This is a genomic window from Paenibacillus sp. J22FR5 (genome assembly GCF_059691975.1).
Window position 1 is genome coordinate 65,010 of record NZ_JCAUAN010000009.1, and the last position, 22,516, is coordinate 87,525.

At 41.6% G+C, this 22,516-nt stretch carries 26 protein-coding genes; 2 read left to right on the top strand and 24 right to left on the bottom strand.

The window, feature by feature from the left end:
- Window positions 1-252: 252 nt before the first annotated feature.
- Complete coding sequence (locus tag AC58P7_RS14440) at window positions 253-585, top strand: hypothetical protein (RefSeq protein WP_497343894.1); 333 nt, start codon at window positions 253-255, stop codon at window positions 583-585.
- 716 nt (window positions 586-1,301) lie between these two features.
- Here the strand turns inward: AC58P7_RS14440 and AC58P7_RS14445 are convergent.
- The 7 genes from AC58P7_RS14445 to AC58P7_RS14475 form a co-directional block, all read right to left on the bottom strand.
- Window positions 1,302-2,882, bottom strand: coding sequence for a hypothetical protein (locus tag AC58P7_RS14445; RefSeq protein ID WP_497343896.1), 1,581 nt, complete (start codon window positions 2,880-2,882; stop codon window positions 1,302-1,304).
- 743 nt (window positions 2,883-3,625) lie between these two features.
- Entirely contained in the window at window positions 3,626-4,792 is a 1,167-nt protein-coding gene (locus tag AC58P7_RS14450; protein WP_497343898.1) for a hypothetical protein, read from the bottom strand.
- 304 nt (window positions 4,793-5,096) lie between these two features.
- Window positions 5,097-5,276: an aspartyl-phosphate phosphatase Spo0E family protein gene (locus AC58P7_RS14455; RefSeq protein ID WP_497343900.1), complete on the bottom strand. Its 180-nt coding sequence runs from the start codon at window positions 5,274-5,276 to the stop codon at window positions 5,097-5,099.
- A gap of 34 nt (window positions 5,277-5,310) precedes the next feature.
- On the bottom strand, window positions 5,311-7,062 hold the full coding sequence (locus tag AC58P7_RS14460) for an LPD1 domain-containing protein (protein WP_497343902.1): 1,752 nt from the start codon (window positions 7,060-7,062) through the stop codon (window positions 5,311-5,313).
- 101 nt (window positions 7,063-7,163) lie between these two features.
- Window positions 7,164-7,301: a hypothetical protein gene (locus tag AC58P7_RS14465; protein WP_497343904.1), complete on the bottom strand. Its 138-nt coding sequence runs from the start codon at window positions 7,299-7,301 to the stop codon at window positions 7,164-7,166.
- A gap of 102 nt (window positions 7,302-7,403) precedes the next feature.
- Window positions 7,404-7,664 carry a hypothetical protein gene (locus AC58P7_RS14470; RefSeq protein ID WP_497343906.1) on the bottom strand — a complete coding sequence of 87 codons (261 nt, stop codon included), beginning with the start codon at window positions 7,662-7,664 and terminating at the stop codon, window positions 7,404-7,406.
- Between the two features lie 81 nt (window positions 7,665-7,745).
- Window positions 7,746-9,611, bottom strand: coding sequence for a phosphoadenosine phosphosulfate reductase domain-containing protein (locus tag AC58P7_RS14475; protein ID WP_497343908.1), 1,866 nt, complete (start codon window positions 9,609-9,611; stop codon window positions 7,746-7,748).
- A gap of 416 nt (window positions 9,612-10,027) precedes the next feature.
- On the opposite strand from AC58P7_RS14475, the gene AC58P7_RS14480 reads away from it, so the two are divergent.
- Window positions 10,028-10,300, top strand: coding sequence for a hypothetical protein (locus tag AC58P7_RS14480; protein ID WP_497343909.1), 273 nt, complete (start codon window positions 10,028-10,030; stop codon window positions 10,298-10,300).
- Between the two features lie 112 nt (window positions 10,301-10,412).
- Here the strand turns inward: AC58P7_RS14480 and AC58P7_RS14485 are convergent, their stop codons facing one another.
- The 17 genes from AC58P7_RS14485 to AC58P7_RS14565 all read right to left on the bottom strand — a co-directional run bounded on the left by AC58P7_RS14485 (window position 10,413) and on the right by AC58P7_RS14565 (window position 22,502).
- Complete coding sequence (locus tag AC58P7_RS14485) at window positions 10,413-11,903, bottom strand: DNA cytosine methyltransferase (RefSeq protein WP_497343911.1); 1,491 nt, start codon at window positions 11,901-11,903, stop codon at window positions 10,413-10,415.
- 88 nt (window positions 11,904-11,991) lie between these two features.
- Complete coding sequence (locus tag AC58P7_RS14490; RefSeq protein WP_497343913.1) at window positions 11,992-12,567, bottom strand: hypothetical protein; 576 nt, start codon at window positions 12,565-12,567, stop codon at window positions 11,992-11,994.
- Window positions 12,568-12,732: 165 nt separating this feature from the next.
- Window positions 12,733-13,071, bottom strand: a complete 339-nt coding sequence (locus AC58P7_RS14495; protein ID WP_497343915.1) for a hypothetical protein — start codon at window positions 13,069-13,071, stop codon at window positions 12,733-12,735.
- Between the two features lie 171 nt (window positions 13,072-13,242).
- Complete coding sequence (locus AC58P7_RS14500) at window positions 13,243-13,566, bottom strand: hypothetical protein (protein WP_497343917.1); 324 nt, start codon at window positions 13,564-13,566, stop codon at window positions 13,243-13,245.
- Between the two features lie 179 nt (window positions 13,567-13,745).
- Complete coding sequence (locus AC58P7_RS14505) at window positions 13,746-13,928, bottom strand: hypothetical protein (protein WP_497343919.1); 183 nt, start codon at window positions 13,926-13,928, stop codon at window positions 13,746-13,748.
- 281 nt (window positions 13,929-14,209) lie between these two features.
- Window positions 14,210-14,488 (bottom strand): hypothetical protein, encoded by a 279-nt coding sequence (locus AC58P7_RS14510; protein ID WP_497343920.1) that lies wholly within the window; start codon window positions 14,486-14,488, stop codon window positions 14,210-14,212.
- Between the two features lie 308 nt (window positions 14,489-14,796).
- Window positions 14,797-15,936 (bottom strand): hypothetical protein, encoded by a 1,140-nt coding sequence (locus AC58P7_RS14515; RefSeq protein ID WP_497343921.1) that lies wholly within the window; start codon window positions 15,934-15,936, stop codon window positions 14,797-14,799.
- A 348-nt stretch (window positions 15,937-16,284) separates the two neighbouring features.
- The gene (locus tag AC58P7_RS14520; protein WP_497343923.1) at window positions 16,285-16,437 is read right to left on the bottom strand and encodes a hypothetical protein; all 153 of its coding nucleotides are present in this window, start codon (window positions 16,435-16,437) and stop codon (window positions 16,285-16,287) included.
- A gap of 272 nt (window positions 16,438-16,709) precedes the next feature.
- On the bottom strand, window positions 16,710-17,729 hold the full coding sequence (locus AC58P7_RS14525; RefSeq protein ID WP_497343925.1) for a hypothetical protein: 1,020 nt from the start codon (window positions 17,727-17,729) through the stop codon (window positions 16,710-16,712).
- A 137-nt stretch (window positions 17,730-17,866) separates the two neighbouring features.
- A complete protein-coding gene (locus AC58P7_RS14530) occupies window positions 17,867-18,352 on the bottom strand; it encodes a hypothetical protein (protein WP_497343927.1) in 486 nt (161 codons plus the stop codon).
- Window positions 18,345-18,548 (bottom strand): hypothetical protein, encoded by a 204-nt coding sequence (locus AC58P7_RS14535; RefSeq protein WP_497343929.1) that lies wholly within the window; start codon window positions 18,546-18,548, stop codon window positions 18,345-18,347. Before AC58P7_RS14535 ends, AC58P7_RS14530 begins: the two co-directional genes overlap by 8 nt.
- A gap of 17 nt (window positions 18,549-18,565) precedes the next feature.
- Window positions 18,566-18,952 (bottom strand): DUF6573 family protein, encoded by a 387-nt coding sequence (locus AC58P7_RS14540; protein ID WP_497343931.1) that lies wholly within the window; start codon window positions 18,950-18,952, stop codon window positions 18,566-18,568.
- 106 nt (window positions 18,953-19,058) lie between these two features.
- Complete coding sequence (locus AC58P7_RS14545; protein WP_497343933.1) at window positions 19,059-19,301, bottom strand: hypothetical protein; 243 nt, start codon at window positions 19,299-19,301, stop codon at window positions 19,059-19,061.
- A gap of 36 nt (window positions 19,302-19,337) precedes the next feature.
- Window positions 19,338-20,063, bottom strand: coding sequence for a hypothetical protein (locus AC58P7_RS14550; RefSeq protein ID WP_497343935.1), 726 nt, complete (start codon window positions 20,061-20,063; stop codon window positions 19,338-19,340).
- A gap of 4 nt (window positions 20,064-20,067) precedes the next feature.
- Window positions 20,068-20,316, bottom strand: coding sequence for a hypothetical protein (locus AC58P7_RS14555; protein ID WP_497343936.1), 249 nt, complete (start codon window positions 20,314-20,316; stop codon window positions 20,068-20,070).
- A 33-nt stretch (window positions 20,317-20,349) separates the two neighbouring features.
- A complete protein-coding gene (locus AC58P7_RS14560; protein ID WP_497343938.1) occupies window positions 20,350-20,838 on the bottom strand; it encodes a hypothetical protein in 489 nt (162 codons plus the stop codon).
- A 110-nt stretch (window positions 20,839-20,948) separates the two neighbouring features.
- The gene (locus tag AC58P7_RS14565; RefSeq protein WP_497343940.1) at window positions 20,949-22,502 is read right to left on the bottom strand and encodes an AAA family ATPase; all 1,554 of its coding nucleotides are present in this window, start codon (window positions 22,500-22,502) and stop codon (window positions 20,949-20,951) included.
- Window positions 22,503-22,516 lie beyond the last annotated feature (14 nt).

The window sequence follows — 22,516 nt, forward strand, 5'->3', positions numbered from 1 at the left end:
GAATCCGTATATCGAACAGCGAAGAAAATTAATAATAAATCGGAATAAGTGAATTATAACACCGCTGCATAGAATGGTAAAGCGCAAGATAGTGATAGGTAAGGGTATTCCTCAACTTGACCTGCCGCAATAGACTTAGAAACCATAGAAGGACCTTCCCCTGCCTATTCGAATGTTGAGTTGAATCTTACTCTTATACCACCCATTCTGCTATAATTATCTAGGATACTACCCTAGAAGAGAGGTATAAATATGAGCGTTAGCTCCCCCCCTTTGGATCAGATATTTTCAAGCGTTACTCCGGACGAGCTTTTTCGTTCGGCGGAGCGAATAACATTTGAAATTGTTCATCGTTACATGCCAAGTGAGAAACGTCAACATCAAGAATTTTGTCTTGGCGGAGTGTACCTGAGCTCGCTTTCCAATGAAGATTTGCTTGCGCTCACATTACTGTTTACAACTACCGTAAGATATAGCCATGAACGTTTTATGGATGCGATTTCTCAAAATGACGAATCCGAGAGTAGCTTTAGAATAGATATTCTCCAAGCTAGACTACAGATGCCTTGGAAAACATTCATGTAATGTGGGTTGCCCTTCGACGTTGGCTTAGCGCCAGTGTTGAGGGGCATTTCTATTTATAGGGTAGGATTCGTCAGTTATATTGCGTATTTCTACGCATATTATCAGAGAACAAAGCGCACCTGCATAGAGCGACTATACCGATAATTTGAAATATCGGATTATATTATAATATAAACTTTTATAAAAATAAGTCTTCTATAAAAGAAAGGTTTGAGGGTTCTTTTATGCAGCACCCTCGGGACCAGTTGTATCTAAGGCTCTCGGGTTTTGGGGTTTACAAAAACAAAAACGGAATTAAAGTCTTAATTATAAAAAACAAAAGCCATATTAACCTTATTTTATAAAAACAAAAGAATTTGGAGAACAGGCAAGGCTGCGGATTCCACGCTATAAATGGACAATGATTATCCCCAAAATGATGACTTATTCATCGATGTCCTTATTACCCACAAATTATAAGTTGTTTATTACAATTTAGACGATAACGATCCGGATGTCTGACCGGGATTCTATCGGGTAGTTTTAGCTTACGAACAATTTAAAATCTGTTTTTTACAATTTTAAACGAAGTCTGAAGCACTTCGATGACCACACAAAGAAGCTGGATCTGTTGAATTTACGATTCAGTTGACGGCACTTGAGGTCTGTTAAAGGATTTCGCAAACTGAATGACAGCACAAATACCCCTTCCTTTTTATAGGTGTAGGGGTTTGTTTCTAGCCGACTAATTTCCGCCGCTTATAGTTGTGGATTTCATCTTCTAATCGGAATCCCGTAGGAACAGCCGGAACGAATGTGATATCGTGAAGCTGCGCCAAGCTCTTGAGCATGTGCTCAACCACTTCCCTATGGCAATCTTCGGTAGATGTTGAATCCGCAGCGAATTTATTTGTAATGATGCCGCTGTAAGCCTGCGCTGTTTCCTGTTCCAATTTCAGATAGAAATATGGATCCTTTTGCTTCCTCTGCGCGCTCATACGGACGGCCGTTATGCCTTTCACCCCATCAAGTCGACTATCAAAGCGATAGTTCAGTGATTTCCTTGACGCAGGCACCATATATTGCTGTCGCATTTTTGAAGACACTTCAGCAAATATAGCCTTTAACTCCCGATGATTGTACACGGATAAGGATGAAGCAAAATCATATTCGCGCTGTTCGATCTCCTCATACTCGCAGTTAGCTGTAACAAGACGATCGATCCCGAACTGAAAGGCAAGAGCCATTGTGCGCGCTTTTGTACGGGAACGGATTTCGTCTTTGATAAGTGATGCGACATGATTAGGATAGGCTTCTCGCATGGTTAGTTTATCGTATAGCTTTTTAATCACATAACGGATCTCACCGGAGCTGGACGTTTTAAGCAGACGAACCATCTTTGTAAACTCGCTGCCGGCTTTGTATGTCTCAACTTCTCCAATTTTGTATTCCGAAAGTACCTGGGCTACAAAGTTTGCTTTTCGTTTATAAGTGACCTTAAGCGGGATCGCATCGTGATACTCTTCTACTTGCTCAACCTCATATAATTTTGGGTTCACGAGAATGAATACTTTATCAAAGGTTCTTCCCGACTTATCATAAAAAACTTTGGAGAAGCAAGTTTCATTACCTGTGATCAGCTTAGTTCTGAGCACTTCAACCGTATCTCGGACATGTGTTGTGTTTGCGTGCAGGAAGCGGGTAATGTCCTGGTATTGGATGTCCGAACTATTGGTTGGTTTGAACACCCGAAAGGATATTTTTTGATTAGCCGGGTTAACCCCTTGCTGCAGATAGAGAGATAGGAATAATTTCTGTTCCCTCAGAGATAGAGAGCTGTAAGAGGCACCAAAAAAGAAGGGGTGAGCTTTGATGTGATAACCAATCCGCCCAGTACCCTTTTGCACATAATGCTGAAGCTTTACTGAAAACAAACCTGCGTCGATATGCTCTTCTACGGTAATTAGATTAAGGAGTCTAAATTTCTCAAAAGAAGCATAGAATTGACTAGGACACACTGGCTCTACGAAGTATTCAGTCAAACGATCATAGATATTAGCCATAGCCCGTATATCAGGGATGTGCCCGACTGTATTACAGATTTTCTGCAAAATAATTGCTAACTGCAAATCTGCTTGCGTTAAGTGGTGCAGCAAATACTCGCGTTCACCTTCTGAACGTTTGCTTGGCATCTTAAAAGTCTGGCCGGATTCATACTGTAATTCCACATTAAAGAGTGCGTTCATAAAGGACACGGAAAGAATTACCGGTGTCGTAGCAAGTCCCAACTTAAGTCCGCGTTTATTGGTTAAAATCATCAAATTCACCTCCCTTCATGTCTAATTAACTATTGAAAAATAACTGCTGAAATTGGTATAATAAAAAGGCAATAAGAAAGCAGCCCATCAATTATCCATTTTTAAAAAATGGTTTGAGGGTTTTGTGGTTTAATTTTGGTTGCCAGACCAAAATCTATTATTTTGTATTTTGTTCGTTGTTCTCTCAACATGAAAATTTAATGGTGGTTCGCCAAAACCACTCATCAAAAAACGCCAAAGCTTCCAATCGCCAAATTGGAGGCTTTTTACTTTGTGAAGGAATCCAAAAATTGAAAAAGTTTCCTTACACCTTTCGACAATATCACGACTTTTTCATTCTGGCAATCGAATAACAGGGTATATTTTACGGGATAACAGGGTATATTTTTTCGGATAACAAAGTATATTTCGGATATTAGAGTATATTTCGGATAACAAAGTATATTTCGGATAACAGGGTATATTTTTTCGGATAACAAAGTATTTTTTGGATAACAGGGTATGTTTTTTCGGATAACAAAGTATATTTCGGATATCAGAGTATATTTTACTGGATAACAGGGTACGTTTTTTTGAATAACAGGGTATATTTTTTAAAATTTTTTTTCTTTACTAGACTCAACTCAACGTATCACCATTGAATCTAGCAATAATGTCCACAGAGGTCACATGTTTATTGCATGCGATTTTAAACATGCGGTAGACCAACCTAAGTTGAAACTCTCTTCTTTGTAGCTAATAAGTCAAACGCCCTCGTTTAATTCAATTAAAGTATGCTCAGACCTAGCCGGGTTAAAATAAACATAATACTGGCCGCCCATTTTTCTTTGCTTAGGAGATGAAATAACTTCATAAGATGCAAACTCTTCAAATGCTTCCATGACGATTGTACGAGCCTTCGAGTAGTTTTCATTGTCAATTTGGCAGTGTTGAATAAGTTTATCCATCTCAAGCACATAACGGTCGCTAGGTGTCTGTAGAACGGACAATATCAATGAATATAGCGCTTTTGTCGCATTGTGTTCAAAGTCATTTAGTACAAGTACATTCACATTAATGTACTTGCCAGCTTTCAAGTTTTCATGAATGCCATCAGCGATGATGATAGAGGCAGAACGCTCTCGACCTGCTTTTCCTTGCAAAGATAATTTCGATAAAATATGCTCGTATTCAATCCCTTCGCGGATCAAACCTTGTTCATCCATGTAAAGTTCTGTTACGAATGAAGTAGCATACAGATTTTTTAAAGAGTTAAGGATATTAGTGTAGTCACCACCTGCGGGATCGACGATAAACATTTCCTCAGCTAATTCTTTAAATTCGAAGTGGAACTCTTGCAATCTTCCGTTCTTCTGCCAAAGAGAACCGAGGCCAAGAAGAGTCAGCTCATCAAAAGTGGTAAGCAGTTTACCTTTGTCATTTCTATATGAAAGCCTCTTATACCCATTCCGGTATTGAATCAAAACACCGTCTTTTTTCATCTTTTCTAATTTAGACAGAGTTGGATATGATGAGGAGACAAATGGATACTGCACCAAAGTATTCTCCAGTGGATGGTTTGTATTTTTCTTAATAGCCATCTTTTTCTTTGACATAGCATTATTAAGAATCCGCACGTTCATATTAAGTAAGCGAAGTTGATCAAGATCATCTTGCTCTATGGGCTGATTAGATCTTTGCCGCTGTAAGATTTTCTTGTCCAGATCTGTTTCTTCACCCACTAATTCTAGTGCTGCTTCTCGCAGATCCGATGTGTATAAATGGATGAGCTTTCCTGTACGGGCATCCATTTCTTCTATGATCTTTTCATCGATTTCGTCAGAATCAAGACCTCTCATTTTCATGAGCTCCACTTGTGCAAGCAAATAGGGTCCTTCCTTCTCGATTACTTTTTCAATTTTCTTTTTCATGGATTTTGGTTTCACCTCTGCAAGGGTTATTCTCCCCTTCATTGTACTCGTTATAGGATTCATCGTCCATGTCACTCCTTAGAAGCGGTTTCAACTAACACTTAACCGTACATAGCAAAAAGGACGTAAAAAAAGGCAGACGGGTACCGTCTACCTATTACATCCTAAATAAAAAACTACGTTTATGTTCAATCTCTGTACGAAACCAAAAAGGAGCGACAAAGAAAATTGCGATGAAGCGGAATATGGATATCATACCACACAATAGCTTGATTGAAAATTGAGTTTAAAAAAAGATGACAACCTATTGGTCGTCATCTGATTGTTTTGATCTTATTTCCTGGTATTGATTTAATAAGTCATCGAGCTCTCTCGACATTTTTAAGACGATTCGTGAACATAAGCCAAACTGCATTCCGACGTGAACCATTTCGGCCCGCTTCGCTTCAATCGCTTCTTTTATCTCGAACAGCCTGTTTACCATCGGAAATGTCCTCCCTAGAGCGATACCGAAGTAACTATCTCCAGTACCGGTCCTCTGCAAGGATTCCTGACTCAAGAATGGTTTTCCACCATTGACGAAATGCGCCATTGATAATCTTCCTCTCTTCACCTTCTGGATATGGCCCGCCATAACGAGTACCACATACAAGATAGGAATTAGTCATTCCGCGTTCGACAAGCTCGTCCTCGATCCACGCTTCTGCAGCACGAGCCAATAGTTCATGATCTCTTCTCCAGTAATTCCCCCGCACTACCGCATCAAGATAAAACGAGCTGGACTCTGTGGGTACAAAAAACTCACTAGGAACAGGCATTTCATTTTGCTTAAGGATATGGCAGTAGAAGAAACCAATGTCGATCATTTGTTTTTGTTTAACCCGATATCGTCCCTTTAAAGCAAGTAAAGCCTGAAGGATATCATAGTTATTCTTTATTAGAGAATCCCGAACGCTGCTGTAATAGCTATGCGTGCTAGGCAACTCTTCTGGCACTTCAACGCGAAGCAAGCCATTCCCCTCTTTAATCGCTTTCATGAGCCGTTTAAATGACTCAATCACTGGGTAAGATAAATGTTTACCTGGCTCATTTCCAGACAATGGAGCCCGCTTCCCATTCGTGTAGGCGTGGGATAAGCTATATAGATTGAAATCAAGTCCATGTATCCATTCATGTAGTAAAGAGCCGCCACCACGGAATTTCGTAAGGTTAATTACATTGCTGTCCGACTCGTAGTGCGCAGATGCATTTCCAGATCCCCGAGAACCGAATGAAAGTCCGATAGCACCATATAAAGAAAGCGACTTACGCGGGATCTCAAGAATCGTAGCTAAGTCAGAAAGTGCGTTACCACAGCAAAGCACGTGATAGCGTCCGGCCGCATCTTGCATCCAATTCCCGAACTGAATCCCTCGGAAACCATAATGCTCAATCAAATCATCCGGCTTATCGACGCCTGATGGTGTTGTTGAGTCACGCACAACTTCATCTGGTACAAGACGCTCCCATTTATCCTTCTTCTCCTGCGATGAAGCAGCAGACTCTGCTTTAGTCTTGGATTTCATCCAATTCCAATCTTTACCCGTTTCTGAGCCAAAGGCTTTCTCATAAATGGTACGGTACCCCGGTTTTCCTCTGCCCTTTGCAACGAATACAGAAAGAAATCGATCACCAAGAGAACGCCAAAACTCGTAGTACAGAAGATCAGGTTCTCTTTTCACCATATACTCATACTTCGTTTTATACCCGCTTCGTACATCCGGATACAGCGTCTTCTCGATAGCAAAACGGAGTAACTCTTCGGTACTCGCTTCAGTCAGAATATCTCGCAACCTTCGGATCGCTTCGATGAAATGCTCTCGTTTTAAAGCACTGTCCTCTGGACGTTGAACGATGCGATCTAACAGCAGCTTAATCGCATAGGTCGCTTCCGATGAAAATCCGCTTTCTCGGAGTACATCCGCCGAAAAGCCTTCAAGTAGAGCATCCTTACATATTTCCTCATACGCAATTTTGGGGTCAGTTTCAATCGTTGCATACCATTCTTGGGAGAACTTAACCTTAGAACTAGCAAGATGTTTCCTTGCACCTACAAGTTCTTCTCCACAATCATAGACATACTTCTTTCGCGCGCTGCCTGTAGTAGGTACTGGTTCTTCTGAAACTGTTATGACAGCGGGTATTGTTGGGATTACAGATGCATTCACCGAAAGAATGACATCCACGTTTTCCGTCGCGAAATAACTAAATAGATCCAATTGCTGTATCATATCCTATAGCCTCCGTAGTCCCCCGCTCCAGGCGGGGGAAATGTATAATTTCCGCCTCCGCCTGAATCGGAGTATCCTATGAGCGCCTAACTCACAATGAACTATGCGAATTCCTGCAAATCCGCTTCACGCCAAGCGTTGAAACGTAATTTGGATGTTGCAGGAAGCGGGCGAAGCAATTCTTCGTCTTCATCGTCCACTGTAAAGATTCCTATTACCCTAGATAACCATTGTTTCATTCCGTATTACCTCCGTCGGATTCCCCAAACGCTGCTAGGCGGGGGATATAATTTACTCCCGCCTAGCTGGGCAATTCTATGAAGGTACTGCTCGACTAACGATTAATGCACCTTAGCAAGGTTTGACGAATGATCCTCAGTCATACTTGATTCAAGTCTCTCCTGGTTCAAGACTCTAATGAGATTCATATCATTAATAATCTCCTTCATAAGTAATTGAAGACCAAGTTTTCCTGAGAGATTATTCAAGCCCGCCAAGTGGCCAAGGGCGAATTCAATGGAATACACCCGGTTTTCAAAGTTACGTCTAACAGCAGCTCGTTCGTTATTGATTAAAACTTCAATCGTTTGGGAATCCTGCATAATACATATTTCCTCCATTCATAAAGGTAAGATTTGTAATCAGTCTGTACACGAATGCGACCTTTTTCCATTTGGCGGCGGTTAACCGACCAAGGATTCAGCGGCAGTCTGTTTGTCCGCTAATGCACGAAAATATGCATCATCTTCTGGGCCCCATTGATCTACGCCTGAGCCGAACGGATCGAAGACGTTATTACATAGAACACCTCGAAATCCGACCTTATCCATTCCTAAAAGCGCATAAATGGCTAATTGGAATCGTTCGGGCACTGGAAATCCTTCGATCTCCTCTCGGCGCAAGACTGTTTGGTAAGCGGTAATAATCTCGCTTCTATCCCACTCGATTTGTAGCTCGTGCATCTTTTGTAATAAATGGACTCGACAATCCACTGTTAAGTCGCCTATTCCAGAGCCGATTTTACCCTTACCTATGCGTTGAACTCCGAAAGTTCCGCCATAGCGGATGTCTTGGCCTATTGCCTTGAGAATTCCGCGGAAACGGTAGTACTTTTCGTACTCAGGGTGATCTTTGATCAAATTCCCCATACTTCTGTCCTCAGACACTGTGCAGGTATAGCAGCCAGTTCTAGCTGATTTTCCGCAAGAAAGCATAGCTTCATTGTCATTGATAACAGCTGCCCCAAGCGGGCATTCACCACCTGCTGCGCTTCCGTAGAAGGCAAGCAAATCCGTATTACGCGCTCCTTTTCTCCAAGGGGCCTTGTTAAACGCTAAATACGTGACGACCTCTTGGGCCGTCCAATCACGTATCGGCGAGCATGTCCGTATATTTCCCGTTGGATGAGATCCGTAGAAATCGTCGCCAAATGTCTTTAGGAGACTAAGCCGGCGCTGCGTGGACTCGTTGTCCCTACTTCCAAGCACAAGACACGTTTCTTCAAATCCTTCGTCTAGAAACATAGCTTCAAGAAATGCGCGTGCCGGATCTATTTTGAGCCTTCGAACGCACCACTTGAACGTAGAACTCGGCGCCTGGTATCCCTTACCAATGATACAAACGAACATCGTGTCTTCCTCACTAGGCTCCACAATGTGATAATCTATCCATGGGAACGATCGCTCAATAACTTCCTTGAGTTCATAGAGCATCGAAACTACCATCGGATTCTCAACTTTTGTGTCACTTGTGATGATCATGATGCGCTTTGTTGGATCAGGGTTTGCGATCGCATGTTCCAGCATAAGCTGCAAGGTAAGCCGCGAATCTTTTCCGCCACTGACTAGTAAGCCGATTCGTGAATGCTCATCATAGATTTTCTTAATGCGGGAACGAGTAGCATCTAGCAGCTCGTCATCCACTTTCTCCAGGAGATCAAGACTCTCGCCCTGAGTTACACGGCGTTCCTTCTTTTTAGGGATGACTTCTTCTACATCGAAATCGAATAGAGTCTGACACCTTTCTTTAGGGAACGCGATGGCTTCCTTTTTTGCTCCGTATGGAGGAATTGCTTTCGACATGTATATCTCCACAAGCAAACTACAAGATGAGTGAAAGCAAAACATCTGAAATTTGTGCTTGGGCGACATATAGTGGAAGTTCTCTCCGTCATCCAACATGGCATCAATCATGGTCTGCTCCGGGATAAATAGGCGAAATCCTAAACGATCCAGTTGAGTGAACAATCCGCCCATTGGCGTGTTTACTTCAAAGATGTTGTGCCACTTAAGCCCGCTGTCCGGTGCGATGCATTCCTCATTAGGCTGATCTTTTATGAAGTGGTGCAAGACGATATAGGCTTGGTTAAAAAATACTGCGGACCAATCCCGTACAGTCCCATGAAAGCTAAAGCCCGCTCCTTCTAGATAGTCCCAAACATCCGTAACTAGGAAATTGTATTCTTTCAGTCGATCTGCTACAGATACTTTCTGCTTGTTCTCGACGAATTGATACGTTTCCTCATTTGTATGTGCTGCCGTCTGGTTCATCCGTATTTCCTCCTTGTTTTTGGGCAATAAAAAAGGAAGATACAAAAAAACACACGGATCCCGTATGTTTGTATCTTCCCTAATTAAACCCTATATGTATTAAAGCGAATGCTTTTCTCCATCTTCGCAGAATCGATGAACGCGAAGAAAATGTATCGTGAATCTGAATAGTAAAATTATACCTTGTGGAACCTTTTAAGACAAGCAGTTAAGAGGCAAAATCCCTCACTGTCGATATCCAGCTATACAGCTCTGAATGATTCTAGATCAAAAACGTGATTGTCTTCATACAAAATGAAAAAGATGGGGTTAGCTTAGTAGCTTGCCCCATAAAGGTTGCCGGCAGCTCAAGCGATTTAGAAAGGTGTATAGAAATTTAAGTATTTGGGAATGCAGATTACTAAGGGGTGATCTAGATGTCAGCTAAAATCTTAATGGAAAAGCACGTTGAGAATATGTCTGCAATTAAAGTAAAAAGGTATGAAAAAACAATGGCAGCGGATCTCTCCGTATATTTTTATGCTCATATGACCGATCGTCATCTTGCCCTATCCGCATATAGAGTGATCGAGGAGTTGTGTCATAGAGGCCTTGGCATTAATGATTCACCTTTTACCGAAACAGACCAACGATTAAAACTCATGGCAGGGGATCTGCTAATGGCTCTAGTTCACAGAATTGAAGCATAATGTTGCCAACCCGAAAAATTAAGCATAAGCACGCAAATCGCTTAAGCGATGGGAGATCTATAACAAAAGAAAAAGGACTGTTATAAAATAACAGTCCTCCTCTTTGTGTGTCCTAAGTAAATGCAAAACCGATTTGACCTCCATCATCTATCGTAGCACCATGACTTTGGTTTTTCTTCTTACCAAGTCCTGCATGACTGCGAAAAAACATGGAAGCTAGCTCGTTAGCATATGCCTTCATCATTTTCCCATCCAAACTTTGTCCGATCATCTCATAGATTCGCGAGATCGGGATGTGTTTTGGAAAAACATACCAGTTGGGAATCTCAAATATCCGGCGCATCTCACTAATTGTTAAGAATCTCCAACGTTTACGATCCGCACTTAATACATACGAATTACTTGCCGAATGGCTTCTGTAACGCGCTGGAATACACTGCAACTCCGTCGAAGATTCATCAACGAACGTTTTCTCAATACTACGATCTGCCCATGAATTGTTCTTCTCTGCTTTGGAATTGAAACTTTTCATCCAATCATCAACACTTTTCCAGAGGTCTTCTGAAATCGTTGATATTGGATCTAGTAGTTCACCTAGCTTCATTCTACGAAATCTAGGTGTTTTGGGAATGCGAAAAAGCTCAAAATCCTCTTTTGTCTTTAAGAATACGGTGTAAGAACGAGTCCTGTGTGCAATGCTACCAAAATCGTAGCTGTCTTGCTTAATAGGACCTACCTGATAACCGTACTCGGGCATCAATAATTCTTTCAAATCAAGAAATGGCGAAGAATCATAGAAAGTGCTGACATTCTCCATAAATATCGCTCTTGGAGCGGCAGCCTGGATAATTTTGAATGTTCCCAAAACAAGATTGTCAAAATAACCTTGTTGCCCGTCCCCTAATGTACTAGATTCATTACAGCTCAGGGTAACCAAAGCGACATCGGCCTTTGCAACGGTATGACAGTCACGGAGGTCGCCGGAAAATAAATAGGAGTGCTTGAAATTATGCTTAATCACATCGCTCGAGTCTTCATCTATTTCTATCTCTTGAACACTAGAATAGTAATTGGTAGAAACAAACATCGAGGTCCCTATCCCCGCTCCCGCGCAAACGGAGATCAACCGGAGCCGCTCATCGGAGTGTTCATCAATCGTATCACTCTCAAATAATCTATACCGCAGCGGACTTACAATGACTCTTGCAAAGTCGCCTCGACGCAGTACAGATATTTCTACCTTATCTTGCACATTTAAAACTGTTGAGTAGCGGGCGCCACACGTATCGACTAAAGGCCGCATCTCTTGGCTAATTCGATTCTTTCTTTGTGAGACATGAATTTCATGGATATCATCTTGATCTGCGCTGCCCTCGAAAGGGATGTTCTGGAGCAGGATCTGATCTTCCAATACTTTTACATATAAATCCGAACCTGGTTTTAGCCCAGCGGTTTCACAAATTGTAGATTGAAGCCATAACCGCGGCGCGTCATGCTTTTTCGAGATCGTGTATACCTTCTTCAACAACAGCTTCGCTTTTTTCCAATTCATATTAAGTCGTCCAACAATACGGCGGATCGGGAAGTCCCCCGAAACGCACATGAGGGACTCCTCCTTCCGTATTATGGTATCCGTATTACCGCCAACTTAAACTCTTCCTATAGTTCATCTGTATCGCTGCATATTACCGTTATTTCAAAACTGAAACATCATAAATTTCCTTTTGACCGCTTAGCAAATTTTCAACATTCATCTCTGCTAAGTAAGAGCCGAGCAACGCTTTTTTTGCAACTAATATCCGCATCAGATTTGGTGTTTCTCCCGCAGACATTTGACTTGATTGCAAAACAAGTTGTTCGAGAACTTCTGCAAAACTCAACTTTTCGTCAATATAATCGATTTCTTCCTTCGTAATATCTTTACCATTTAGAAGATTTTCGATATATACGTTATCAAGCTCATACATATCTGATAAGTCAAAGTATTCTTCTAATATGCAGGCAAAGCTTTCGATGTCTACTCCATAAAAGTACAACGGATTTTCATTGATAATGAAACTAGACATTCTTAAATCGTCCAATAAGGTAAGTATTTCATCAATATCGAGGTCTGCTAACTTTGTGAACAAAAATCGATTAATCGACAGCTGAGAAACAAACGATTTCCCTGCTTTTATTATTTCTCTTTGCTCCTCAATTCTTTTATTTATATCATCTTCCGCTATAATTTCTTTGGGCATTAATGAAAATAGCTTTTCTGTATTCATATGGTATCTCTCCTCGATGGATTGTTATCCTACCTATTACATCCTTCATGCACTACGTTTATGTTATGATGTAGCGTTATCGCTGCACATTATCGTTAAAAGATCACTTAGCTTCGTCAATCACACGTAACTCATCACCAATTGAATTCACACTTTTATGGGGCATTACGCTGCACCCAGAGCATCTAAGTATGTTGCAACAGAATTTCTGATGAGTTTTTCATATGCACTAACCATAGTTTCGTGGTCCATCTGCTTACCTGAATGTTCCCAAATGGATTTGCTGTATGTATCGCTTACCCTAGTGCAGGTGATACCGAATACTGTAACTGACTTCGCTTCTTCCCAAATAATTCGGTGTACTGCTAGAGCACCTACTGCACGCTCTATGGAATATTCTGCATCTTTAGTGTTTATGTTGAAGCTGAACGCTTTCTCACTTTCTCCTCTAATCGCACAGTGAATTTCTAAAACTACTTTCTTATCCATTGACACTCCAAACATACGTATGACCTCCTAGAAATTGAACATCGTTTTCGTATAGCTCCCTTAATGCGGAGCCCGCTGTACCAGGAGAGAATAAATTCTTATTCTTTCCCTGTACAGGGGCAGTACAATTACATACTACGTCTATAGATCATCACATGAATGTAAGGAGCGATTACCCTCCAAGAATTAACGCAATTTTCTCTTCTTCGGAATTTTTCCGAAATCATGCATGTCTAATAAATGATCCGCAAACAATTCTTCGTCTACTTCATCAACTTCTTCTAGAATTTCGACGCCGAAGTCTTTTTCAGTAAAATGCTCTTTAATCCTACGGTGCAAATCGCTTCTCATGTCCCTTTTAACTTCGATTGTGGTCATGCCGCCGTCTCCTTTATTCTCGATAACGCCGGCTTCGATCCCATCAATAGTAAAAGGTGCTGTATAAGCTACACCCCGGGATATTTCCAAATAATTTACTGATACGATCTCAATTCCTTTAATAGCTTTCATTAGTATTACCTCCATGGATTAGGATGTTTGTTAGTAGCATTCGGAAGGCGTTTCCCCTGTTTCTATTCCCCAAAATTGCCGAGGGGCTAAAAGAGTTCCAGAGAAATTGTAATCACGACCACAAGAGCAAGGATTCGTAAAATGATGACATTCCACTTTTGCCTTGCATTCACACTTGATTACCACGTAACCTGGAATCCAACGACTGAAATCAAATGTGTGCGGGGCTCCATCTCAGAACCACATTTACAAGTTCGCGGTTCTTTTACGTTAAAGTAGGATATACCGCATTTGCCACACTCGATCCCTTCTTGAATTTCTTCGTACATGTAGCCTTCGATTTGCTTAATAATTGTGGCCATAATTCCACCCACTCCTTTTAATGTTTGTATACACTCCAGCATGTTAGCAAAGCGAAAAGGACGTAAATAAGGGCAGACGAATACCGCCTACCTATTACATCCTAATTTCATGCACTACGTTTATGCTACGTTGTAGCATTTCTCCATTCTTGTACAAAACCAAATTGGATCGGCACAAGGAAAAGTTATCTCGCATATAACCGGAGCGGAAGACGTGCGTCGCCGTCTTCCGCAAATACCTAAGGTTTGCCTGACTGTGTTCTTCGTATAATCACCCTTAATTAACGCCACTCTGCTGCATTAGGACTGATAGGTTCTTCCGTAACCGTATCAAGATGTTCGTTCTTACCATCCAAACGGAGTCGATGAATATCGCCTTGGATTTCATTTGCGATGAAATGAAAGTTGTTCAACCTAGCAAGACGCTCAAGCGTAGTAAGTTGACCAACAACAATATCGACAGACGATACCTTGTCGATGTAGGAACTGATCGCATTCCTTTTTTCCGAACGAATAAACCCTAGCAATTCATCTTGCAGCTTTTCCAGTACGTTGTTCATATGTAATTCCTCCTGTTATTTGGGCAATAAAAAAAGAAGACGCAAAAAAGACACACGTATTCCGTATGTCGTCCTGGTCTTCTAAGTTCAACCCTAATTTGTATTTGCTATTGGAAAATAGCGTTTCCCCATCTCTGCTAAAATCGATGATTAGCAAAGAAAAATCAATAGTGTTTCGTAATATCTGTATTATATTGCTTTGCTAATGATTAGTAAAGATTGGGTTCTCTAGGAAGGGAAAACCCCAATAAAGACTGAAACAGAACCGACGCTTAAGCGCGCCGGTTCTGCATTAACCATCCCTTCTATCAAACAAATGAAGGGTGATATTCCATTTCGATCTGAAGATCAGTGTAACGATCCTCTAACGCCGCAAACGTCCTCACATTGAATCCCAGTGCCTCTTCATTGGACATTCCTAGTGGGCGACGCACGGGCTTACCAAGCGTAAGCAGTTTGCCAAAGGCCCTTCCATTAATCCAGCTAGACGCGTCTGCAGAGAACCAATTAAAGCGCAGCAGCGTATCCATTGCACCTAAGCCGAGGGCGTGTAGGTTAACCACCGATCCGAATTTATTAAAAATTTCAGTGTATTTTGCTTCACGCTGTCTTGAAGTAACAAAACATCCTCCGCCAATGGCTATAACCTCGTAATCATCATCAACGATCTCCTGCAGCTTATCCATGGGACTCTGAATATGAAATACTGGTATCGGTTTCCGGCCCGTCATTTTTTCCAGTACCCTTGTATTGTGCATCGTCGTTTCATGATCCCCTATTACATCCAGCGTTAGGAACTGATAAATTACTTCGGAATGCGCACGAATAAATTCTCCATACGCTTGAAGATCGATCGGTTCCACGGCCCTACCTTTTAAACTGGCTTCATATAGCGACTTCTCGCCTGGATCGAGTAAGACACACGGATAATCAAATCCGAGATCGAGTATTTTCTTTTTCCATTTGGCTGAAGCATCGCTCCGTACATGAAAGTAGTTAATCAGAACGACATTTCCACCATTCGATTTAACCACATTAATATCCTCGAGACCTTTGCTGACACCGCTAAAGAAATACCTCAAACCACGCAAGCTAAGTCGTACTGCCCCCGTCTTTGTCGTTGTGACCTTGCATATATCGAATATAATCATACGGACTATCGCACCAACAGCACTAGAGAAAGATTCGATCTTAATTAAGTCCTTGAGCGTAGTCACGCGTCGATAAAATAGCATAGCCAGAATACGACGCAAGCTAGACCGCTTGATTCGGTTAGGCTTTACGCTCTTTTCTGTAGTCACGTAGACGTATTTATCAGTCACCTTAAAAATCATATTCGTTTTATTCGCTTTGACCGTCTTAAACGTATACCCTTCTTTGCCGTATTTCCGGAAAAAGGTTCGCTCTTTTTCGTTCGCTTTCACATCAAATTTGTTATAAGTCGCCATAGTTATCGCCCAAACCACAGAGAGAGGATACCCTCTCAATGATGGTGAGAGGGCCCCTCCTTCGTTTATCTGGATTTTTTTCCTATGCTGCCAGTGGAATCACCAAAATTGCAGCTTTACTCCTAATTTTGGGTAACAAAAAAAGACGCAAAGAACATACGTACGTATGTCATCCTGGTCTCCTTAAATAACCCTATGTTAGTATGCCCTGATTAATAGCGGCGAAACTCCAACCCTGCTGAAATCTGTGATCAGCAAAGCAAATGATTAGTGACTCTGAATACAATCATTATAGAAAAGATACCTTTATATGTAAAGACAGGACGTAACCTACGGCCTTGCGTGCTGCTATTCCTTAATCTCTATTCGCTTTTTCCGTCCGGCCACACTCGAATAATATGGCATTTTAAGCGCTTGAGCTTGGTCTACTGGAATAATACCCACTGCCTTCAGTTGTTCCAAAATGCGTTTTTTTTGGTCATCCTTGTTCACTTTACTCATCGTATCCCCTCATTCCATAAACATGCGACCCTATATGGCAGTGTTCACGAATTGGCGAATATTTAAACCCAAAAGAAAAAGAAGGGAGCTAGTCCCTTCTTTCCTAGTTAATAACTAATAGTTTTCGATTTTTGCGTCCGGACACACTGGAGTAGAAAGGTATCTCTGAAAGCTTTTTGTCCGATTCAAGTGGACGGATCCCAACTTCTCGCAATTGACGGAGAACGCGAGCTTTTGTGGTTTCAATTTCTTGAGTCTCTTCTTTTCTCGGATTATGTTCCATGGCGATCACCCTCTATTCGTTGATTATCCCTATTATATACTGTTTTGAACTCATTTTGAATACCCTCGATGAAAGTTGCCTCGATGGAATCGATCTGCTGCAGCGCATCATCGTCATTGAGTAATTCAGAATCTAATGTAATTAAGCACGCATGATTGACTCCCCACAGAATCATGGGTTGGCACAAGTACATACGCCCCTTCTTCTCTCCACCACCTACATAAGAAAAACGGTAAAAGTCATTTTCAATTAAGATTGCTCGAAGAATGCCTGTTCGTTTTCTTACGTTTAACGCGGTAAAGAGATCATCAGGAATTGTAAACAACCCGAGTTCAAATTCAACGAAAGGTTCAATAAGGTCAATTGCCAACTGAACCATCGAGTAGAGAATAGCGTCCTCTTCGAATAGATTGTCCGGTGATAGACGCTCTAGAAAACTACGGTGTTTAACAATAAAATCGATCAATTTATTCGGGTTCTCTGCCTTATCCCACAAAGATTTTGCACGCATGAATTCTCGGTATATTTCCCGGTCAACATTGAAGTAGATTTGTTCAAGGGCATTAAGTTCAATCCCTTCATGTACATATCCATTAATATGTTCAACCTTAAATCTAACGATATCTTGCTGCTTTTTAATGGAATACCGATACATCTGTACGGCATGGACAGAGGTCTGTGTTGAAACAAATTTATTAAGGAAGGAATGCAGGATATCGCGGCGTTTATATTCAGATAATTGGCGATTTGCTTTGATCTGAATAATCAGCTCATCCTGAGCTTCTTCCTCTAGTTTAGTCACTCTCTGTATTTGTAAAACAACCAGCAAAGCCGTTGCGAGTAAGTAGTACACAACGGGAATCTTTAGTGTATCAAAGACAGGCGCTATGATGTTTTTAAATGTAGACTCTGCTTCCCCTGAGTAATTCTTCCAAAGATCCAGAATCATTAGAAACACCAATATTCCAGCTGCATATAGCGTGGTCCTTATGGTTCCCCACTTTTTCATATACGTATCAACTCCATTTTCCCTCGGTCACTATCCATATATTGGACAGCAACCAAGAGAAATCCTTTTTTTATATAACCTCCACGAAGACTAGAATAAGAAGAATGGTGTTAGCGATCGGTAATCCGCTTAGTACCTCACTGCTTATTGAGGATAATGAGTTCGGCATCTTCAAGAGAAGGCACACACGTCATATGGCGCGTCGCTTTCGTATCTTCAATGCAGACTTTTACATCTTGTCCCCAAGAATCAGTAAGACTCCCCCACTGGTAACATTGGTAATGCAGTTGCATCTTACGCTGAAGAACATCTGCGTCCCATCTGAAAGCCAATATGGATTTAACGCATGAATACTTTCGATAGTACCAACCACCCGCTTCAGATCCACCGAAACCACGAGTAATGGTATACACATTAACAACTTGAATGAGTCCGAAGTGAAGAGGAAGCCTGTTTAAGAATAAAGACAGGACTTCCATTGAACGAGCAAACATACGTTTGAATCTGCTTTTCCAAACTTGAGCAAATGTCCACTCGGCCCGGATCGCAGCTTTCACTTCTTGTTCGCTATCCTTTATCTCCTCCAAGTACTCAAACATGTTGATCTGAACAACATCACTCATGTGTCAACAGCTCCTCTTCATCAAGTTCGTATCCAAATTCGCCACCTCTATTGCGGTGATGAATTATATCCTCAAACTCCTCTACCACGCATTCCGTGCCATCCCAGTACAGGCAATACACTTCTTGCGAGCTATTGTATCGATCAATAGCCTCTTGAGAGGAAATCTTCTTCATATCTTCCCGGTTGTAACTCATCGTATGACCTCCCTCTCCTATTCTTCCGATAACGATGACATAATGGTAATGACAGGCTCGTAATGATCACCTGGACCAATCATGGCGTACATGGTGACGAGCGTTGCCACTCCTTCAAGCGTTACATAGAATGAGAACGGTACAGTACTTCGGTTCTTATCTCCACGACGAATAGCAAAAGCGCACATAAACAAGCAATCCCAAAGCCGTCCTTCCTTACTTTCTCCACGAGATAGTGCATCTTCATCTGGATCAAGATTACCCCATACGGATTGAGTAAGAGCAACAGGCAGTTTAAAGCCCGCTTCCTTCGCTGTGCTGGTTACATCGACAAGAACTTCGTCTGCTAGTGCATCAGCACGGGAATACACATGAATCACATTGTTAGAAAATTTAACTTCCATTCGTATGACCTCCAATTATAAATTACGTATTACCCCTAAGAAGCGGGGATGCCGGTTATGGCGATCCGAATAAACCGTAATCCCCGCTATCAACTTTTTAGTCGTTCTAATTTAAACAACCGCATTTTTTACATTGGCCGTCGACCCATAAACCATAATGCATTAGAACGGGATATCTATTACCTTTTTTGTCGTTCCATTCAATGACTGCTCCTTCATTTCCTTTTCCGCAATAGTCACAGTCATTATCCTTTTCCTCTTCTTCATACTTTTTCTGCGCATCAATAAGTTGAAGAGTGATTTCTTCACCATATTTTTGCAAACAATTCTCTTCCCATTTATAAGCCATTCATATATCCTCCTGAAATAATTTACGTATTACTCCCTAGGCAGCGGGATGAAGACCTAATCGAGCCAGGGCATCATCTCGTCCATAAAACTTAATGTAGTTCGTCCACACAGCGGCAATTTGAGGATCAAGGCTATTACTATCCTTGGCCTTGTCAAAGCCTGCTTGCGTCCAACGTTGATACTCTAAATCTGCACGTAGCAACACACTCTTGCACCTAGTCAGGGAGTTCGACCATTTATGCTTACGGTGATCATACAAAACAGAAGCGACGTACCATTTTTCATCTACATAATTAAAATAGATGACATGGTAGATGTCCTGCTCATTGCCGATATAATTTTCAAAACAGGCAAGTAGTAAGCTTTCTTTAGGCAATATTAATTGCTCTGGAATGAATGAAGTAAAATCATCGACAATATGGGGCGTATAGACTTTAGGTGAAGCGGGCTTTGAATAGATTGAACTACTCAATTTCCCCTTTACCCTCACACACCATAGCTGAACGATCAATTCATGAAGCAAATCACGGCATGTGTCATCACCAATAATTTTATTACGCCACTGGGCGTATGCTTCATTACCCTCACCAATGAGTTTCCGTACATATGTTTCCGTTGTAGGATCGCCCCCATATCCGGCATCCCTGCGACGTGAAGAACCCACGGATTGAAACTCCATGTAATAATCATCGACAGGAACCGATACTCTCTTTCCTAATAACTCCAGTAAGTCGAATAGATCAAGTTGTAATGTTCCCATCAGCTCACCGTCCCAATAACACGCCAGGTTCTGTGATAAGCACCTGTTGGGTTTTGTATAGGTGACACAATTCTCCTAGGTCTACAACTAACACCATGTGACCTAGTGCCTCTTGAAACGCCGTAAATTCCTCGGCATCTGCGAGAGACAATTGTTCATGGGCGATAACCCATCCTTCTTGACTAAATGACCATGAATCATAGGTCAGTTCGTTATTCCATCCATTGAATTTCATCTGTATGTCTCCTCTCATTTACCATGCTGTTATTGCATTTATCCCGTCCACTTACATCCTGTATTCCATCGGTGTAGCTCGATGAATACGTCGAAACATGTGAGCGAACTGCCATTCCTCTTCGTTACGTTTGCGGTAACTAGCAAAATTGATCAGGACTAAAAAATCATTAATAAGCAATCTACCGACACGCTTTAAGCCTTTGGAATGCTTCGGAGTTCCGATGTATCCCATACGGGCATAATAGCCATGTAAGGTAGATGTCTCAGTAATTAAGGTACTAAGCGGGAATTTGCTATGGAACTTCGCCACTGCTTCTTCGCGAATTCGAAAGTATTTCTCAGGTTTCGCATAATAGAAGAATAAGATTGGTTGGAAGTGTAAGGCATAGTCCCCGTTTTTCCTCTTGCTAATGATATAGTACCGATTCAAATATCGACGAGTAATGACCTTGATAAAAGCTAGTAACAGCCCTGCTGCCGGGGCAACAATGAGAAATAAAATAATTAAAATAAATAGGGCCACCAAATTTTGTAACATACCTATATCCTCCTTGTGCGGGTACGATGGTACCGGCCACTTAAATGTATTTAACTCCATGCAAAGAAGGGATTTGAGTACATTCTCAAACCCCTTCCGCTAATTCGTATTTAAGCAACGACCGTTGCAGCCAATAAAGGCGCCTTCGGTACGACCCTGGACACAAAATATTGTGCGTCTGGTTCATCGAAGGATTCAATTGACTCAGCATTATCGATATACACTGGATATGAAATCTGATGTACCCGATTTAATAGACTGGCGAGCTCAATTGAACAACGGATCTTCTCTGAGGTGGATAATGACTTGTACTCGGTATTGTTATATAGAAGGGTAAAGTCAAGGGAGATTTCCCCCGTAGCCTGCGAATACTTGAATAGCTGAATTTCGGCTAAATTCAAGAACGAGTTGACATATGCCACTTGCATTTCCGCGTACTGAAGCATGAAATTATAGACAGCCTGCCTATCGGCATGCTTCTCATCCCGCTCCGTCAATGTTTCACCAAAGATTTCGTGTTGCTTTTCTAAATCCTCTGCCATTTTGAGCTTCGTGTATCTTTCATTTTGGAGACCTTGTAGCCTGTCGATATCAGCTTGAACGGCTAACATTTTTTTTCCCTTCTCCTTGAAGAACTCGGAAATCAAAACGGTATTCTTATGACTCATGCCCATGATTTCATTAAGCAGCTCATGTCCCTGTACCTTGAGTTCATCGCATTCTTCTTTTAGCGCGATTAGCGTATGATACCGTTTTTGATGCTTGTCGGTAACTTCCGCTTCGGACATGACATGACCACATTCTTGACAAAGATCACCGGCTTTAGGGTTTGGGAGTTGACGTAAACGATCGGATTCTCGTTTCTTCTCTTCAAAACTGGCTTTAAGTGTAGCTTTCTTCTCATGGAGAGGAGATAGATCATGTTGAAAAGGTTGACTGCCACCTTCCATAAGGACGGCCAGTGTCTCTTTAAGCTCAGTGAGCTCCTCTTCATCTTCTTCGATCATCCTCATTGGGATATCAAGCATACTCTCGGCCTGAAGATATTCAATCTTCCCTTGCACCTTTTCTAAAAAAACATCCAACTCACTGAGTTCTAACCGCAAGTCCGAGAGCGTTTTTTGCGGGTTAATCATCTCTAACCGCGCAATTCGATCCCGATCATCAAATTCTAGATTTTCGAGCACCTTGTCATGATCAATCTTCGGCAGCATAGACACAAGCATGTTACGAGCTCGTGTCGGTTCAGCTGCAGCAATCGAGCCAAAATAACCAGGAACGAAAATACTGAGGAATATATCGGTTGAAGAACCTATGAGTTCGTCGAAATCCATTTGCTTTGCTTCATGACCGTTGAGGAATAACTTCGTGAGTTTGCCCTTACGCGTGCGGCAAAAGTTATAACGTGTGATATCCCCGTCTTTAGGTACTTCAACTCCGATTACAACTTTCGTCTCTTTGGATGATTTATTTTTCAGTCGATCGAAGATCCCCTTCGTTCCGCCTGCGAGATCACAGCCTTTGAGACACCACACAATCGCTTCTGCAATCGTGGTCTTACCCCTACCGTTACCTCCAGATATATGATTCACAAGACCAAATTCAAATGATCGAGTACTCTTGTGGAGCTTAAATCCGGTAATTTCAGCAAATACAATTTTCATCGTTCGTATTACCT

Excerpts from the sequence above, each read along its gene's own strand:
- AC58P7_RS14450 (WP_497343898.1), bottom strand. The coding sequence starts at position 4,792 with ATGAAAAAGAAAATTGAAAAAGTAATCGAGAAGGAAGGACCCTATTTG.
- AC58P7_RS14500 (WP_497343917.1), bottom strand. The coding sequence starts at position 13,566 with ATGAAAGCTATTAAAGGAATTGAGATCGTATCAGTAAATTATTTGGAA.
- AC58P7_RS14455 (WP_497343900.1), bottom strand. The coding sequence starts at position 5,276 with ATGGTAAACAGGCTGTTCGAGATAAAAGAAGCGATTGAAGCGAAGCGG.
- AC58P7_RS14515 (WP_497343921.1), bottom strand. The coding sequence starts at position 15,936 with ATGGCGACTTATAACAAATTTGATGTGAAAGCGAACGAAAAAGAGCGA.
- AC58P7_RS14560 (WP_497343938.1), bottom strand. The coding sequence starts at position 20,838 with ATGTTACAAAATTTGGTGGCCCTATTTATTTTAATTATTTTATTTCTC.
- AC58P7_RS14470 (WP_497343906.1), bottom strand. The coding sequence starts at position 7,664 with ATGCAGGATTCCCAAACGATTGAAGTTTTAATCAATAACGAACGAGCT.
- AC58P7_RS14540 (WP_497343931.1), bottom strand. The coding sequence starts at position 18,952 with ATGGAAGTTAAATTTTCTAACAATGTGATTCATGTGTATTCCCGTGCT.
- AC58P7_RS14525 (WP_497343925.1), bottom strand. The coding sequence starts at position 17,729 with ATGAAAAAGTGGGGAACCATAAGGACCACGCTATATGCAGCTGGAATA.
- AC58P7_RS14490 (WP_497343913.1), bottom strand. The coding sequence starts at position 12,567 with ATGAATACAGAAAAGCTATTTTCATTAATGCCCAAAGAAATTATAGCG.
- AC58P7_RS14520 (WP_497343923.1), bottom strand. The coding sequence starts at position 16,437 with ATGAGTAAAGTGAACAAGGATGACCAAAAAAAACGCATTTTGGAACAA.
- AC58P7_RS14445 (WP_497343896.1), bottom strand. The coding sequence starts at position 2,882 with ATGATTTTAACCAATAAACGCGGACTTAAGTTGGGACTTGCTACGACA.
- AC58P7_RS14565 (WP_497343940.1), bottom strand. The coding sequence starts at position 22,502 with ATGAAAATTGTATTTGCTGAAATTACCGGATTTAAGCTCCACAAGAGT.
- AC58P7_RS14555 (WP_497343936.1), bottom strand. The coding sequence starts at position 20,316 with ATGAGAGGAGACATACAGATGAAATTCAATGGATGGAATAACGAACTG.
- AC58P7_RS14495 (WP_497343915.1), bottom strand. The coding sequence starts at position 13,071 with ATGTTTGGAGTGTCAATGGATAAGAAAGTAGTTTTAGAAATTCACTGT.
- AC58P7_RS14530 (WP_497343927.1), bottom strand. The coding sequence starts at position 18,352 with ATGAGTGATGTTGTTCAGATCAACATGTTTGAGTACTTGGAGGAGATA.
- AC58P7_RS14505 (WP_497343919.1), bottom strand. The coding sequence starts at position 13,928 with ATGGCCACAATTATTAAGCAAATCGAAGGCTACATGTACGAAGAAATT.
- AC58P7_RS14475 (WP_497343908.1), bottom strand. The coding sequence starts at position 9,611 with ATGAACCAGACGGCAGCACATACAAATGAGGAAACGTATCAATTCGTC.
- AC58P7_RS14460 (WP_497343902.1), bottom strand. The coding sequence starts at position 7,062 with ATGATACAGCAATTGGATCTATTTAGTTATTTCGCGACGGAAAACGTG.
- AC58P7_RS14440 (WP_497343894.1), top strand. The coding sequence starts at position 253 with ATGAGCGTTAGCTCCCCCCCTTTGGATCAGATATTTTCAAGCGTTACT.
- AC58P7_RS14465 (WP_497343904.1), bottom strand. The coding sequence starts at position 7,301 with ATGAAACAATGGTTATCTAGGGTAATAGGAATCTTTACAGTGGACGAT.
- AC58P7_RS14510 (WP_497343920.1), bottom strand. The coding sequence starts at position 14,488 with ATGAACAACGTACTGGAAAAGCTGCAAGATGAATTGCTAGGGTTTATT.
- AC58P7_RS14485 (WP_497343911.1), bottom strand. The coding sequence starts at position 11,903 with ATGTGCGTTTCGGGGGACTTCCCGATCCGCCGTATTGTTGGACGACTT.
- AC58P7_RS14535 (WP_497343929.1), bottom strand. The coding sequence starts at position 18,548 with ATGAGTTACAACCGGGAAGATATGAAGAAGATTTCCTCTCAAGAGGCT.
- AC58P7_RS14480 (WP_497343909.1), top strand. The coding sequence starts at position 10,028 with ATGTCAGCTAAAATCTTAATGGAAAAGCACGTTGAGAATATGTCTGCA.
- AC58P7_RS14545 (WP_497343933.1), bottom strand. The coding sequence starts at position 19,301 with ATGGCTTATAAATGGGAAGAGAATTGTTTGCAAAAATATGGTGAAGAA.
- AC58P7_RS14550 (WP_497343935.1), bottom strand. The coding sequence starts at position 20,063 with ATGGGAACATTACAACTTGATCTATTCGACTTACTGGAGTTATTAGGA.